Origin of the sequence: Mesorhizobium sp. CA10 (assembly GCF_020165285.1) — a bacterium.
In the GTDB taxonomy this organism is placed as follows: Bacteria; Pseudomonadota; Alphaproteobacteria; order Rhizobiales; family Rhizobiaceae; genus Mesorhizobium.
This window is the reverse complement of the sequence record NZ_JAIUHV010000003.1, coordinates 40,646-55,330: the sequence shown is the minus strand read 5'-3', so window position 1 is coordinate 55,330 and position 14,685 is coordinate 40,646. Positions and strand designations below refer to the sequence as shown.

Below are 14,685 nucleotides of genomic sequence, written 5' to 3'. Positions count from 1 at the left end.
GGGCGTGTTGCTTTCGCGGGCTGCTGATGGGCCACATAAGCCGCTGGCCCCCGGCACATCAAGCCAAGCTTGAAGGCCTTCCGAGGAAGGCCAAGCTTTTCCGACCAGTTGCCGCTATTGCGCCGGTTGTCAGCTCCGCGGCTTGAGGTTCTCCGGGTCGTAGAGCGGCTTGTAGCCGACACCGGCCACCTCGACCGGATAGGTCTCGCCGAAATATTCCACGTTGAGCTTGCGGCCTTCCTGACAATAGTCCCAGGGCAGATAGGCGAGCGCGATGTTCTTGCCGATGGTCGGGCCGTAGGCGACCGAAGTGGTGAAGGAGCGGCGGCCGAGCTCGTCGACCAGCGTCTCGCCGGTGGCGGGATCGAGGACCGGCATGGTGCCGACTGGATATCGCGCGACGCCCTTGGCGTCCTTGTTGTCGGTCATTACCAGCGTGCACAGCATCGCCGGCTGATGCTCGCGGGCGCGATACTCCAGATGCTTGGCCTTGCCGCAGAAGTCGTTGTCCTTGACCTTCGGGCGGGCGAGGTCGGCCTCAAGCAGATTGTACTCCGTGAGCAGATCGGCGTTCTGCAGCCTGAGGCTCTTTTCCATGCGGCGCGTGTTGGCATAGGTCTCGACGCCGAAAGGCATGACGCCGGTGGAGCGCAGCGCGTCCCAGACGGCGAGCCCATCCTCGTAGCGCATATGCAATTCCCAGCCCTGCTCGCCGACATAGGAGATGCGGAAGGCGGTGACGTCCTTGCCGCCGATGCGGATCGGCTTGATTGCCGCGAACGGGAAATTCTCCGGCGTCAGCCCGTTCGGATCCTCGACCACTTTCTGCAGGGTCGTGCGCGCATTCGGTCCCCAGATGCCGATGGTGACGTATTTCTCCGTCACGTCGGTGACGGTGACGTCGAAGCCTTTGTCCTGCGCGGTGCGCTGCATGTAGCGGAAGTCGCGCGGGCCGGCGTCGGCGCCGTCGATCAGCCGGCACCGATCGGCCATGCGGATGACGGTAAAGTCGGCGCGCACCATGCCTTCCTCGTCGAGGAAGTGGGTGTAGATGCCCTTGCCGATATTGTTGTCGCCGCCGATCTTGGCCGCGCACAGCCATTCCAGCAGCGCGACATGGTCGGGTCCCTCGATGTCATACATCGAGAAATGCGACAGGTTGACGATGCCGCAATCCTCGCTCATCGCCAGGTGCTCGGCGTTCGAGACGCGCCAGAAGTGGCGGTTGTCCCACTCGTTCTCGCGCACCGGCACGCGGTTGCCATACTTCTCCAGCAGATGCTCGTTGGCCGCGTAGCCATGCGCGCGCTCCCAGCCGCCCAACTCCATGAAATAGCCGCCGAGTTCCTTCTCGCGCTCGTAGAACGGCGAGCGGCGGATGTAGCGGCCCTTGGAAAAGGGCTCGCGCGGATGCACCGCCGGATTGTAGACCTTCATCGCCGTTTCCGTGCAGCGATCCCAGATGAACTGTTCCTTGGTCTGGTGCGGGTAGAAGCGCGAATAGTCTATCGCGTGATGGTCGATCGAAGTACGGCCGTCGGTCATCCAGTCGGCGATCAGCTTGCCCATGCCCGGGCCGTCCTTGACCCAGATGGCGACGGCATACCACAGCCCCCTCACCTTCTGGCTTTCGCCCATCGACGGGCCGCCATCGGTGGTCACCTGCAGCAGGCCGTTGAAGGAATGGCCTTCATTGTAGCCGAGCTCGCCGAGGATCGGCGTCAGCTCCATGGCGCGCTCCAGCGGCGCTATGATCTGCTCCATGTCGAGGTCGCGCTGCGACGGCGAGAGCCGCGCCTGGTCTTTTTCGAGAAGATCGCGCGGATGGCACAGACGCGGATTGGTCTCCTCGTAATAACCCCATTCGATCTGGCCGCCCTCGGCGGTCTTCGGGTCGCCGGTGTCGCGCATATAGGCAGAGTTGCCCTGGTCGCGCAGCAGCGGCCAGCCGATCTCCTTGCCGGTGCCGGCGAACTCGTTGTAGGGGCCGAAGAATGTCAGCGGATGGTCGATCGGCATGACCGGCAGGTCCTCGCCGACCAGCGCCGCGGTGAGCCGGCCCCAGATGCCGGTGCAAACCACGACATAATCGGCCTCGATCGTGCCGCGCTCGGTCACCACGCCCTTGATGCGGCCGTTCTCGACGACCAGCTCCTTGGCCGAGGTGTTCGCGAAGGCCTGCAGCTTGCCTGTGGCAACCCCTTGGTCGACCAGCTTGCCGGCCACCGTCTGCGAGCGCGGGATGACGAGGCCGGCATCCGGATCCCACAGGCCGCCTTGCACCAGATGCTCCTCGATCAGCGGGAATTTCTTCTTGATCTCGGCCGGCTCGATCAGCCGCGCCCGGGTGCCGAAGGATTTTGCCGAGGCGATCTTGCGCTTGATCTCGTCCATGCGGGCGTCGTCGCCGACACGCGCCACTTCGAGGCCCCCGACGCGGGCGTAGTGGCCCATCTTCTCGTAGAAATCGATCGAGTAGAGCGTCGTCCAGCAGGACAGGAAGTCGTGGCTGGTCGTGTAGCAGAAGTCCGAGGCGTGCGCCGTCGAGCCGATATCGGTCGGGATGCCCGACTTGTCGATGCCGACGATGTCGTCCCAGCCGCGCTCGATCAGGTGATGCGCGACCGAAGCGCCGACGATACCGCCCAGGCCGACGATGACGACCTTCGCCTTTTTCGGAAACTCTGCCATAGCCCGCGACTCCGGAATGATGGACGGGCGCGTTTGCGCGCCCTTCGAATGGCGCACAATATGCAGAGGACGCGGATTGAGCTACCGCCTGTTTGCGACACGCCGCAGGTACGGCGCGACCCGGCACGCTGAGATGAATTTGGCTAGGCGAAGGCCCAGATGTCCTCGGCCTGGAAGCCGACCTGGTAGCCGGCAGTCTTCAGCTTGACCACGACCTGGCCGATCTCGGCGGCTGGCAGCGTGCCGACTTCGATCTTGATCATGCCGGGGCGGTAGCGCTCAAGGTCGAGCTGCTCGAACACCATCCAGTCGGCCTACCGGTTTTTCGCCGTCATCATTAAGCGTCGGCTGCCGGAAACGATAAAAGGCCGGACATCGGTCCGGCCTTTGCCAATCTGGCCCCGCCAATCTTGCGGGGACGGTTACTTGATGCGGGCCGCGCCGCCCGAGATTTCGACCGTTTCCGAGCCGGTCAGGGCTTCGAGGTCCCCATTGGGCAGGGTGACGAAGCAGCCGCTCGAGCAGAACTCCACCGTCTCGCCGGCGGCAAGCGTCAGCTCGCTCTTGGCGCCGCCTTCGGTCACGACCAGGGTCCGCGTCTGAGCGTCCCTGTTGATCGCGCTGGCGGCGAAAGCCGAACCGCCCAGGGCCAGCAAAGCGATGGCGGCAACGACAGACTTCCACATTGCAATTCCGGTGTTCGCACACCGCCTCTGTTCAAATTTGCAAGGCATTCTCGCCCTTTGCATCGAAGCTTATATGAGATGTTACCTGAACCGCAACTGAATGCCGCATTCATGCCACAATCGGTTTCGCTGTCGGATAAGCCGTCGTCCAGGTGTATTGAAATTCAGGTCAGGCCGAGCCGAAAATGGCGGGTTCCGAGAACCGGAGCAGAGCGTACTTGAAGTACGTGAGCACCGGAAGCGCAGGAAACTGCCATTTGCAGGCCGGCCTCACCTGAATATCAACGCACCTCAGCCGGGGTCCGGCTTGCGGCCCTTGCGCTTCATCTTGGCCAGCCGTTCCCGCTCGGCCGCGGCTTCCGCCTCCAGCCTTTCGCGCTCGGCGAATTCGGCTTCGATCTTGTCGTCGTCGATCGGCCAGGCTTCGTGCTTCTTGCTCTCGACCACGGCGCGCGGCGTCGAGGGTATCTCGATCTGCTCCTGCTCGAAGATATCGAAGATGGCGAAGCGGATATCGTTCTGGACGACGCTGCCATTCATGATGTCGGCGACGAACACGCGGATCTCGAATTCGAGCGCGGCCGCCCCGAAATTGGCGAAGAGAACGAATGGTTCGGGATTCTTCAGCACCATCGGATGGGCGCGCGCAATATCCATCAGGACGGCATGGACGCGTTTGACGTCGCTGCCATAGGCAACGCCGACCTTGATGTCGATGCGCCCGAGCTTGTTGCGATGCGTCCAGTTGCCGACCGCATTGTTGATGAGGTTCGAGTTGGGCAGGATCACCGCCTGCCGCTGGAAGGTCTCTATCTCGGTGGCACGCACGCTGATCTTCCGCACCGTGCCGCTGACGTCGCCCGCCACGATCCAGTCGCCGACCTTGAACGGCCGCTCGGCAAGCAGGATCAGGCCCGAAACGAAATTCGAGACGACGTTCTGCAGGCCGAAGCCGATACCCAGCGAAAGCGCGCCGGCAACCAGCGCCAGATTGGAAAGATCGATACCTGCCGCCGAGATGCCGACCAGGCCCGCGACCGCCACGCCGGCATAGCCGACGCCGAGCCGGATCGAGTTGCGCACGCCGGCATCGACCTTGCCGCGCGCCATCACCGATCCGTCCAGCCAGCCCTGGAACCAGCGCGTCAGGAAATAGCCTATGACGAATACGACGATGCCGCTGAGGATGCCGAGAAAGGAGATGGTCACCGAACCGATCGTGACGCCGGTCGCCAGCTTGTAGGCCCAGGCCTCGATATCGCCGGGCTGAAAGCCCCACATCAACAGGATCAGCGGCAGGAACACCACCACGATCATCAGGTTGATGGCGATGCTGACGACCAGCCCGAGCTGGTCGAGGGCGGTATCCTCGTAGCTGGAGTTTTCCGAAAGCCATCGCCCGACCGAAGTGTCGGCGAAGCCGCCCTCCTCTCCGATCGCGCGTGCCGACAGGAAGCCGATATAGGCCGTCACCAGCACCGTGCCGGTCACCACGACCTGGAACGAGACGAAAAGCGCCAGGCCGATATAGCCAAGCAGCGCCGCCGCGATGGTGAACAGCCCGAGCCCGATGGCGATGAAACGAAGCCAGGCCGGCCAGGGGCGCCATGAGCCGTCGGCCGCCCTGAACGGCCGCAGCAACCCCATCAGCACAAGGATGACGCCGACGATGATGCTGGCGACAACGCCCCTCGCGATCGTCAGCGAAAGTGGCGAACCCATCTTCTCGTTGACGACCGACAGGAAGTAATTGAACCCGAGTACCAGCGCCATGGCGGTCGTCAGTCCGACGAGCCAGCGCGCGGAACCGGTCGCGACCGGGATCAGGCGCCAATTGGGCAGGCGCGGCTCTAGCGCAGCGTTGGTCAGCCGGTTCACGCAGAACACCATGGCGATCACCGTCAGCAAGGCATTGAGGAACGTGCCGATATCGCCGCGCAGCACATTGTAATAGTTGAAGAAGAACACGGCCGAGGCGAAGAAGACGCCGAGCGCCAGGGTCGGCAGCAGCGTCGACCAGAACGCCACCGACAGCCGGCTGAGATAGGAAGGATCCTCCACGGTCGGGTCGGCCTCGAATATCCGGCCGAACAGGCGCCGGCCGCCGATCAAAAGCACCGCCGCCAGCGCCAGCGCCATAAGCGTCGCCGCGAGGATCGCCTGGAACTTGAACCGGACCGCGAAGCTCGCCCACGACGACACCGCCTTGTAAAGGCCCGTGAACTGGTCATGCGCGTCGGAAAAGGCCTGCGGGCTCAGTGCGTCCGTCAAGTCGTAGTGCTTGGTGATGACGCTGCGGAAAAGCTCGCTGCGCATGACGGCGATCTTGTCGACCAAGCCGTTGACGCGAATCGACAGGTTTTGCGCGCTGGCGACGACTGCGTTGATCTGAGCTTTTTCCGTGGCGAGCGCGCCGCGCTCGTTGCTCACGATCACCGGCTCCGGGGGTTGCCCCTGCGCTGGCGGCTGGCCGAGAACCTCCGCGCGATTGTTGATGTCGGTGAGGCGCTGCCGGAATGCCAGGGCGCTGTTCAGCGCCGCGCGCGAAATATCCTCGAGCTGCAACCGGATGTCGACGAGCCCCGCATCGTCCTGGTCGGGGTCGCTCAGTTTCTTTTCCAGGCCGTCGGTCCTGGCCGTCAGGTCCTGGATGGCCTTCGTCTGGTCGGCGATGAGTTGCGACGAGCCATGGCCGATCGCCTGCGCCGACGCGTCCAGCGCCGGCTGCGCGAAGACAGCGACGATGACGACCAGAAGCAGGCGCAGCAGGCGGAAGAACATGATTTTGTTGGCGACTCGCGGCCGAAAAATTCTCGAAATTTCCGCCCTTGATAAAGACCGGCATATCGGGCGGCAAGCCGTCCCGATCGTGCCGGCGATAGTCGGCCTGTCGAAAAGCGATGGCGCAATCTTGGCTTTGCGCTTCCCGCCTGCTCTATAGTCTGCCGCCTCGCATCATAAGGACGATAGGAAGAATGGCGGAATATTCAGCCTTCTCGCTGCTCAAGAACGCGCTGACCGGCAACAAGGATTGGAAGCCCGCCTGGCGCAAGCCGGACCCCAAGGCTTCCTATGACGTGATCGTCATCGGCGGCGGCGGCCATGGTCTTTCGACCGCCTATTATCTCGCCAAGGAACACGGCATCACCAACGTCGCGGTGCTGGAAAAGGGCTGGCTCGGCTCCGGCAATGTCGGCCGCAACACCACGGCGGTGCGCTCCAACTATCTCCTGCCGCAGAACACCCGCTTCTACGAACATTCGATGAAGCTGTGGGAGAATCTCTCGCACGACCTCAACTACAACGTTATGTTCTCGCAGCGCGGCTGCCTGAACCTCGCGCACACGCCAGCCCAGCTCGATGACTATGCCAGGCGCGGCAATGCCATGCGCCATCTCGGCGTCGACGCCGAACTGATGAGCGTCGACCGTATCAAGCGGCTTGTCCCGGCGCTGGATGTCTCCGGGTCAGCGCGCTTTCCCGTCCTTGGCGGGCTGATGCAGCCGCGCGCCGGCACGGCCCGGCACGACGCGGTCGCCTGGGGCTATGCGCGCGGCGCCGACCGGCGCGGCGTCGATATTATCGAGAATTGCGAGGTCACCGGCTTCCTGCGCGACGGCGACCGCATCACTGGCGTTTCGACGACGCGCGGCGAAATCCGCGCCAAGAAGGTCGCGCTTGCGGTTGCCGGCAGCACCGGCCGCGTCATGCAGCTTGCCGGCATCTCGCACATGCCGATCGAAAGCCATGTGCTGCAGGCCTTCGTCTCGGAATCGCTGAAGCCTGTCGTCGACACCGTTCTCACCTTCGGCATGGGCCATTTCTACATCTCGCAGTCCGACAAGGGCGGCCTGGTCTATGGCGGCGACCTCGACGGCTACAACAGCTACGCCCAGCGCGGCAGCCTGCCGATCGTCGACGAGGTGATGAGCGAGATGGTGGCGCTGTTTCCCGGCCTGGCGCGCGTGCGCATGCTGCGCTCCTGGGGCGGGCTGTGCGACATGACGATGGACGGCTCGCCGATCATCACCACTGGTCCGCTGCCGGGCATGTATCTCAATTGCGGCTGGTGCTATGGCGGCTTCAAGGCGACGCCAGCCTCCGGCTGGTGCTTTGCCTACACCATTGCCAAGGACGAGCCGCACGAGTTCAACGCGCCCTTCACGCTCGACCGTTTCCACCGCGGCCTGGTCATCGACGACAAAGGCCAGGGCGCGACGCCCAGATTGCACTAGGGTTTGGATTGAAAAATGCTGATCACCTGTCCCTATTGCGGCCCACGCGACGTTATCGAATTCACCTACCAGGGCGACGGCAACCGCGAGCGGCCGCAGCCCGCCTCGCAAGACCTCGACGCCTGGAACGCCTATGTCTACGACCGGCTGAATCCGGCCGGCGATCACAACGAGATTTGGCAGCATTCCGGCGGTTGCCGCGCGCATCTCAGGGTCGTGCGCAACACGCTCACGCATGAGATACTGAGCACCGCCTTCGCTCGCGGCCACAGGGCGGAGGGCCGCTCGTGAGCCCCCGCCGCACAGAGACCGGCGGCCGGATCGACCGGCTGCGCACCATCCGCTTCACCTTCGACGGCGCGCCTTACACCGGTCATGCCGGCGACACGCTGGCCTCGGCGCTGCTCGCCAATGGCGTGACGCTGTTCGGCCGCTCGTTCAAATATCACCGCCCGCGCGGCCTGCTCGCCGCCGGCGTCGAGGAGCCGAACGCGCTGGTGACGGTGCTGCGCGGTGAGGTGCGCGAGCCCAACATCGCCGCCACCATGGTTGAAATCGATGACGGGCTCGTCGCCGTCAGCCAGAACCGTACCCCCTCGCTCGCCTGGGATATCGGCGCTCTCAACCAGCTCGGCGGCAAGCTCCTGTCGGCCGGCTTCTACTACAAGACCTTCATGGGGCCGGTGATCGGCCCGCTGAAGGGCACGCGCTTCTGGATGTTCTGCGAGCATTTCATCCGTCGCGCCGCCGGCCTTGGCAAGGCTGGCACCGCTCCCGATCCGTCTCGCTACGAGCGCATGAACGCCTTTTGCGACGTGCTGGTCGTCGGCTCCGGTCCGGCCGGCCTGATGGCGGCGAAAGCCGCCACCGACCAGGGTGCCCGCGTCATCCTCGCCGATCTCGAAGCCCATTTTGGCGGCTCCGCCAACTGGTCGGACGAAACCATCGACGGCATGCCTGCCGCCGAATGGGCCCAGCGCACGGTCGCGCAGCTCGGAGGCAACGACAATGTGCGGCTTTTGCCGCGCACGACGGTGTGGGGCTATTACGACGGCAACACGCTGGCCGCCCTCGAACGGGTGACCGATCATAAGGAAACGCCAGCCAAGGGCGAGCCGCGCCAGCGCTACTGGGCGATCCGCGCCGGCACGGTGGTGCTCGCCACCGGTTCCTTCGAGCGGCCGCTGGTGTTTCCGGGCAACGACCGTCCCGGCGTCATGCTGGCACATGCGGCGGAACGTTACGTCAATGAATATGGCGTGCTGCCGGGACAGCGCATCGCGCTCTTCACCAACAACGACAGCGCCTACCGCTCGGCCGTTGCGTTAAAGAAGGCCGGCGCGACCATTGTTGCCATCGTCGATGTCCGCGCCGACGTCTCGAACGACATGCGCCGGCTCGCCGGCGAGGCCGAGGCCGAGCTGCTGGACGGCCACGCCGTGGTTGCGACCGAGGGCGGCAAGGCCCTTGCCGGTCTCAAGGTGCAGCGCTTCGACGCCATAAGCGGTGCGCTCAGCGGCGATGCCCGCAGCATCCATGCCGACAGCCTTTTGATGTCGGGCGGCTGGTCGCCGACCATTCATCTCGCCAGCCAAGCGGGCGCCAAGGCTGAATGGGACCCGGCCAGGCAGGCGTTCCTGCCGCCCAAGCCGACGCAGCGCTGGATCGGCGCAGGCGCCTTCACCGGCAGCTTCTCCACCGCCGAAGCCATCGCCGAGGGCCGCGCGGCCGGCGTTTCGGCCGCCGGCGGAACGGCGGCGCCCGCAGCCCTGCCGATCGTCGAAGCCGCCCCAGGCGATCCAGATCCGGCGCCGGTCTTCGAGATCAAGGCCAAGGGCAAGAGCTTCGTCGACTTCCAGCACGATGTCACCGCCGAGGACGTGCGGCTGGCGCATCGCGAAGGCTTCGTATCGGTCGAGCACCTGAAGCGCTACACCACGCTCGGCATGGCGACAGACCAGGGCAAGAACTCCAATGTGCCTGGCCTGGCGATCATGGCCGAGGCGCTCGGCAAGCCGATCCCCGAAGTCGGCACGACGCGCTTTCGCCCGCCTTACACGGCGGTCTCGATCGGCTCCCTTGCAGCCGAGCGTTTCGGCGACCTCAAGCCCGAGCGGCTGACGCCGATGCACGACTGGCACATCGCCAATGGCGCAACCATGTATTCGGCCGGCCTATGGTACCGGCCGATGATATACGGCCTTCCCGGCGAGACGGTCGAGCAGGCCTATGTCCGCGAGGCCAGGGCGACGCGTGAAAGCGCCGGCATCGTCGATGTTTCGACGCTGGGCAAGATCGCCGTGCAGGGGCCGGACGCGGCCGAGTTCCTCGACCGCGTCTACACCAACATGTTCTCCACTTTGGCCGTCGGCAAGGCCCGCTACGGCTTGATGCTGCGCGAGGACGGGCTTGCCTTCGACGATGGCACCACCTGGCGGCTCGGCGAGCAGGAATTCCTGATGACCACCACCACCGCCAATGCCGGCAAGGTGATGCAGCATCTGGAATACTTCCTCGACGTCATCTGGCCGGAGCTGAAGGTCACCGTCACCTCCGTCACGGACGAATGGGCGGGCGCGGCGATCGGCGGGCCGAACGCGCGGCCAATCCTTGCTTCCTGCGTCACCGGCACCGCCGTTGACAACGCTACTCTGCCCTTCATGGGCATCGTCCACGGCCGGATCGCCGGCGTGCCGGTGATGATCTGCCGGCTGTCTTTCTCCGGCGAAATGGCATTCGAGGTCTATTCCGGCGCCGGCTACGGCACCCGCGTCTGGGAGGCCCTGATCGAGGCCGGCAAGCCGTTTGGCCTTGTGACCTACGGGCTCGAGGCGCTGGGCACGATGCGCATCGAGAAGGGCCACGTCACCGGCGCCGAGATCGACGGCCGCACCACAGCGCGCGACCTCCATCTCGACTGGATGCTGTCGAAGAAGAAGCCCTTCATCGGCTCGGCCATGATGGACCGCGAAGGCCTGATCGCGCCCGACCGGCTCGAGCTGGTCGGCCTGATCGCCCTCGACAACCGGCCGCTCAACGGCGGCGGCCATATCGTCGAGGAACTGGACGAGGACAATCCGCACGACTCGCTCGGCCACATCACCGCCTGCTGCTATTCGCCGGCGCTGGGCAAATATGTCGCCCTGGCCTTAGTCAAGGGCGGCAAGGCGCGTCAGGGGACCCGCGCCTTCGTCTCCGACCCGCTGCGCAACCGGTTCGGGCCGGTCGAGATCGTCTCCAACCATTTCTACGATCCGGACGGGAGCCGCATGCATGGCTGAGCAACATTTGCCCGAACGCCAATCGCCGCTTGAGCCGGAGTATCATCCGGGTTCGCACGGCAATTTCGAACATGGCGTCGATGTCATCCTGTCCGAGACGCGGCAAGGCTCGATCCTGCAGCTCGCCGCATGGCCGGGCGAAGAGAAGCGGCTGATTGAAGTTATCGGTAGGGTCACGGGCCTTGCCCTGCCCGACGGCGCCGGCGGCGGCGTGAGCAACGGCGCGCGTGCCGCCTTCGGCTTCGCGCCGGGAAAATTCACCGTGGTGGACGAGGCCGAAGGCCTGGCCGCGGCCTTCGCCGGCGCCATCACGCCGGCCACCGGCACGCTGACGGACCTCTCGCATGGCCGTACCGCGATCCGCATCGCCGGTCCGAAGGCTGAATGGGTGATGGCGAAGTTCTTCGCTATCGATTTCGCCTTGCCGGCCTTTCCACTCGGCGCCGGACGTTCGACCAACCATCACGACATCTTCGCCCAGATCCAGCGCAGCGGCCCAGACCAGTTCGACATCTACGTCTTCCGCTCCTTCGCGCGCTCCTTCTGGAAGGCCTTGTGCCACGCCTCGGAGGAAGTCGGTTACGAAGTGCAATAGCCCGCTCGGGCGTTGCTGGCTTAGCATTGGTCCAGGCGGCATCTGGCATTATCGACGGCTACAACTGCTGCTTGAGCGCTGGGCCAGCAGCGCGATAGGTAAGGAATCACGGGCGTTTGCCAGGGCAAACGTCCGCACCGGCAACCAGTTCGACCATACCCTTCCATGACTGTTGAGACTTCGGCGACGGCCACGACCCGCTTTGCTCCGGCGGAGGGTCCGTCGATGCTGTTGCCGGCAACCGTCGCTTGCGGCGTGTTCATGACCAGTCTTGACCAGAACGTCGTGGTCACAGCGCTGCCCGGCATCGGCGAGAGCCTCGACCGGCCGCCAAGCCAGCTTGGCCTTTTGATCACCGTCTATGTCGCCAGCCTCATCGTCACCATGCCGCTCGGCGGCTGGCTGGCCGACCGTTTTGGGCTGCGCAACGTCTATTGCTTGGCGCTGCTCGTCTTCGCCGGCGCCTCGGCCTTATGCGGCCTTTCGGAAAACATCTGGATGCTGGTCGGCTCGCGCGCCCTGCAAGGCTGCGGCGGCGCGCTGATGGGCACGCTTGGTCAGGTCGTGATCCTGTCGAGCTTCCCGCGCGACCGCACGCTGAAGATCAACATGTACATTTCGCTCGCCGGCCAATCCGGGCCGCTGGTCGGGCCGCTCGTCGGTGGCGCGCTCACCACTTACGTCTCCTGGCGCTGGATCTTCTACATCAACATCCCGATCGCGCTGACCGCGGCGCTGCTGGCCGCCTCTCTGTTTCCGACGACGACCAAGCCGGTGCGCACGCCGTTCGATCTGCCTGGCTTCCTGCTCGTCGGCTGCGGCATGACGCTTCTGGTCTTCGGCATGGATTCGGTCGCCGCGAAAGATGTGGCCGCCAGCGGTATGGCGCTGGAACTCGGCTTGGCGATCGTTATCCTGACGGTTGCCGCCTTCTACTGCCTGCGCGCGCGCAACCCGCTGCTAGACCTCAATCTCTTGCGCATCCGCACCTTCCGCATCTCCTTCCTCACCGGCGGCGGCCTCGACACGATCGGCCTGAGCTCGGTGGTCTTCCTCTTGCCGCTGATGTTCCAGCTCGGCTTCGGCATGAGCGCCGTGCAGGCGGGATCGCTGACCTTCGTGGCCGCGATCGGGTCGTTGATCATGCGCTTCTTTATGCCGCGCCTTTTGAACCGTTTCGGCTTCAAGCGCGTGCTGGTCACCAATACGCCGATCGTCGCTTTGCTGGTCGCGGGCTTCGCCTTGATGCAGGAGAGCCTGCCGGCATGGATCGTGCTTGCCTATATTTTCGCCTTCGGCGTCTTCCGCTCGGTGCAATGGGCCTCGACCGGCAATCTCTCCTATTCGGACATCGCGCCGGAGCAGCTCGCGCGCTTCAGCGCGCTCTATTACATCCTGTGGCAGCTGGCGGTGGCGATCAGCGTCGGCCTCGCGGCCGCGCTGCTGTCGCTGCTTGCCGGCGGCGGCAAGGCCGGCATCAACGACTACCGCATCCTGTTCGTCATCGAAGGATTGATCACGCTTTGCGCGCTGTCGGCCTATCTGAGGCTGACGCCGCAGGACGGCGCCCATGTCAGCGGCCATGGCGCGCATATGAGCACCGACTGACGCCTCCGCCGACGCTACTTCGCGAACGTCACCCAGTCCTCGAGGGGCGCGCGGTCGGTGCGAAACTCGTTCTCCGGCTTGGATGTGTCCTCATAGCCCAGCGCCATGCCGCAGACGACGATCTCCTCGTCGGGGATATCGAGCACAGGCCTGATCTGACGGTGATAGGGCGCGAAGGCCGCCTGCGGGCAGGTATGCAGTCCCCTGCCCCGCGCCGCGACCATGATGTTCTGCAGGAACATGCCGTAGTCGATCCAGGAGCCCTGATTCAGCCTCCGGTCGATCGTGAAAATCATGCCGACCGGAGCGTCGAAGAAGATGAAATTGCGGTCGTGCTGGGCGCGCATCCTGTCGACTTCGCGGCGGCCGATGCCCAGCACGCCATAGAGCCCGAAGCCGTTGGCGCGGCGGCGCGTGAGATATGGTTCGAAGAACTGGTCGGGATAGTAGCGGTACTCGTCCCACTCCGCCTTTTCGGCACGGATGCCGGAATTGAGGATGGCGTCGCTGATGCGCTGCTTGACCTCGCCCTTGGTCACATAGACGCGCCAGGGCTGCATGTTAGTGCCCGAAGGCGCGCGCGCGGCGACCGCCAGGATCGCGCGGATCGTATCGTCATCGACCATATCGGGCAGAAACGCGCGCACCGACCGGCGCGACAGGATCGCATCGTCGACGATCGCCGCGTCCATGGCGATTCGGCTATTCTTCTCCAGCATGGGCCGTCCCTTCGCGCATGGCCGGAACTGCAACCGGTTCCATGGCGACCATCCGCAGACACTAAACTGTATTGGTCCCCGACCGGACGTCCCCACTCGCCGTTCGTGATCGTGGCTTTGCCTCAACCTCAAAAATCGCGCAAGTAAATCTTGCGGGTTATGAAAATCTCCTTGATTTTTTCATGACTTTGCGCTTCATGAAATTTACACGGATTTTTTCACGAGATACGTTTGAGCTCGACTACAGCCAGATCGGAGCAGGACAATGGCGACCGGCTGCTGGCCGGCGACATCCGTGCGCTTCGCAAGGCGCGCGGCCTCACGCTGGCCGAGATCGCCCTCAAGCTCGGCCGGTCGGTCGGCTGGGTCAGCCAGGTCGAGCGCGGCCTCTCGGTTCCCTCGCTGGGTGACTTGCGGGCATTCGCCAGCCTCTTCGATGTTCCGATCAGCCTGTTCTTCAGCCATGACGCGCCTGTCGAGCAGGAACGCGGCGTGGTCGTGCGCGCCGGCAGCCGCCGTTCGCTTGGCACAAGCGAATCCGGCCTGGTGGAGGAGCTTCTGTCGCCCGATCTCGGCGGTAGCTTCGAGATGCTGCGCTCGGTGTTCGCGCCGGGCGCGGAGCTGGAAACAGAAACGCGCCGCCCGACGGAAGAAGCGGGCTATGTCGCGTCGGGCACATTCGAGATCGAGATCGACGGCGTCTGGCATCGTCTCGGCGAAGGCGACTCGTTCCGCTTCGAGGGCAAGCCGTTCCGCTGGCGCAATCCCGGCGCCGAGCCGGCAGTGGTCATCTGGGTGGTTTCGCCACCGGTATACTGACAATGCATGTCAACCAAAAGTGCGAAGCGGTTTTGGGATAACGACATGCAT

General features: G+C 64.5%; 10 protein-coding genes and 1 pseudogene. 6 read left to right on the top strand and 5 right to left on the bottom strand.

The genetic code is table 11. The annotated features are described in order from the left end of the window. Positions 1 to 129 precede the first annotated feature (129 nt). The 4 genes and pseudogenes from LB535_RS07225 to LB535_RS07210 form a co-directional block, all read right to left on the bottom strand. Complete coding sequence (locus LB535_RS07225; protein WP_224631712.1) at positions 130 to 2,691, bottom strand: FAD-dependent oxidoreductase; 2,562 nt, start codon at positions 2,689 to 2,691, stop codon at positions 130 to 132. Between the two features lie 143 nt (positions 2,692 to 2,834). After that, positions 2,835 to 3,005: pseudogene (locus LB535_RS07220) on the bottom strand (FkbM family methyltransferase); the annotation flags it as partial. A 108-nt stretch (positions 3,006 to 3,113) separates the two neighbouring features. Next, positions 3,114 to 3,377 carry a hypothetical protein gene (locus LB535_RS07215; protein WP_095764911.1) on the bottom strand — a complete coding sequence of 88 codons (264 nt, stop codon included), beginning with the start codon at positions 3,375 to 3,377 and terminating at the stop codon, positions 3,114 to 3,116. 291 nt (positions 3,378 to 3,668) lie between these two features. Further along, positions 3,669 to 6,158: a mechanosensitive ion channel family protein gene (locus LB535_RS07210; RefSeq protein WP_224631710.1), complete on the bottom strand. Its 2,490-nt coding sequence runs from the start codon at positions 6,156 to 6,158 to the stop codon at positions 3,669 to 3,671. Positions 6,159 to 6,352: 194 nt separating this feature from the next. Between LB535_RS07210 and LB535_RS07205 the strand changes: the two genes are divergently transcribed. The 5 genes from LB535_RS07205 to LB535_RS07185 all read left to right on the top strand — a co-directional run bounded on the left by LB535_RS07205 (position 6,353) and on the right by LB535_RS07185 (position 13,096). Beyond that, entirely contained in the window at positions 6,353 to 7,612 is a 1,260-nt protein-coding gene (locus LB535_RS07205) for a sarcosine oxidase subunit beta (protein WP_224631709.1), read from the top strand. A gap of 15 nt (positions 7,613 to 7,627) precedes the next feature. Beyond that, positions 7,628 to 7,903 (top strand): sarcosine oxidase subunit delta, encoded by a 276-nt coding sequence (locus LB535_RS07200; protein WP_224600939.1) that lies wholly within the window; start codon positions 7,628 to 7,630, stop codon positions 7,901 to 7,903. Further along, positions 7,900 to 10,893 carry a sarcosine oxidase subunit alpha gene (locus LB535_RS07195; RefSeq protein WP_224631708.1) on the top strand — a complete coding sequence of 998 codons (2,994 nt, stop codon included), beginning with the start codon at positions 7,900 to 7,902 and terminating at the stop codon, positions 10,891 to 10,893. The genes LB535_RS07200 and LB535_RS07195 overlap by 4 nt, the downstream gene beginning before the upstream one ends. A 7-nt stretch (positions 10,894 to 10,900) precedes the next feature. Beyond that, positions 10,901 to 11,488, top strand: coding sequence for a sarcosine oxidase subunit gamma family protein (gene soxG, locus LB535_RS07190; protein WP_224632075.1), 588 nt, complete (start codon positions 10,901 to 10,903; stop codon positions 11,486 to 11,488). A 225-nt stretch (positions 11,489 to 11,713) separates the two neighbouring features. Continuing rightward, positions 11,714 to 13,096, top strand: coding sequence for an MFS transporter (locus tag LB535_RS07185; RefSeq protein WP_224631707.1), 1,383 nt, complete (start codon positions 11,714 to 11,716; stop codon positions 13,094 to 13,096). 14 nt (positions 13,097 to 13,110) lie between these two features. Here the strand turns inward: LB535_RS07185 and LB535_RS07180 are convergent, their stop codons facing one another. After that, positions 13,111 to 13,815, bottom strand: coding sequence for a nitroreductase (locus tag LB535_RS07180; protein WP_095764905.1), 705 nt, complete (start codon positions 13,813 to 13,815; stop codon positions 13,111 to 13,113). A gap of 231 nt (positions 13,816 to 14,046) precedes the next feature. Between LB535_RS07180 and LB535_RS07175 the strand changes: the two genes are divergently transcribed. Continuing rightward, on the top strand, positions 14,047 to 14,634 hold the full coding sequence (locus LB535_RS07175) for a helix-turn-helix domain-containing protein (protein ID WP_224600936.1): 588 nt from the start codon (positions 14,047 to 14,049) through the stop codon (positions 14,632 to 14,634). Positions 14,635 to 14,685: the final 51 nt, after the last annotated feature.

Coding starts and splice junctions, on each gene's coding strand:
- LB535_RS07225 (WP_224631712.1), bottom strand. CDS start 2,691: ATGGCAGAGTTTCCGAAAAAGGCGAAGGTCGTCATCGTCGGCCTGGGC.
- LB535_RS07215 (WP_095764911.1), bottom strand. CDS start 3,377: ATGTGGAAGTCTGTCGTTGCCGCCATCGCTTTGCTGGCCCTGGGCGGT.
- LB535_RS07210 (WP_224631710.1), bottom strand. CDS start 6,158: ATGTTCTTCCGCCTGCTGCGCCTGCTTCTGGTCGTCATCGTCGCTGTC.
- LB535_RS07205 (WP_224631709.1), top strand. CDS start 6,353: ATGGCGGAATATTCAGCCTTCTCGCTGCTCAAGAACGCGCTGACCGGC.
- LB535_RS07200 (WP_224600939.1), top strand. CDS start 7,628: ATGCTGATCACCTGTCCCTATTGCGGCCCACGCGACGTTATCGAATTC.
- LB535_RS07185 (WP_224631707.1), top strand. CDS start 11,714: ATGCTGTTGCCGGCAACCGTCGCTTGCGGCGTGTTCATGACCAGTCTT.
- LB535_RS07180 (WP_095764905.1), bottom strand. CDS start 13,815: ATGCTGGAGAAGAATAGCCGAATCGCCATGGACGCGGCGATCGTCGAC.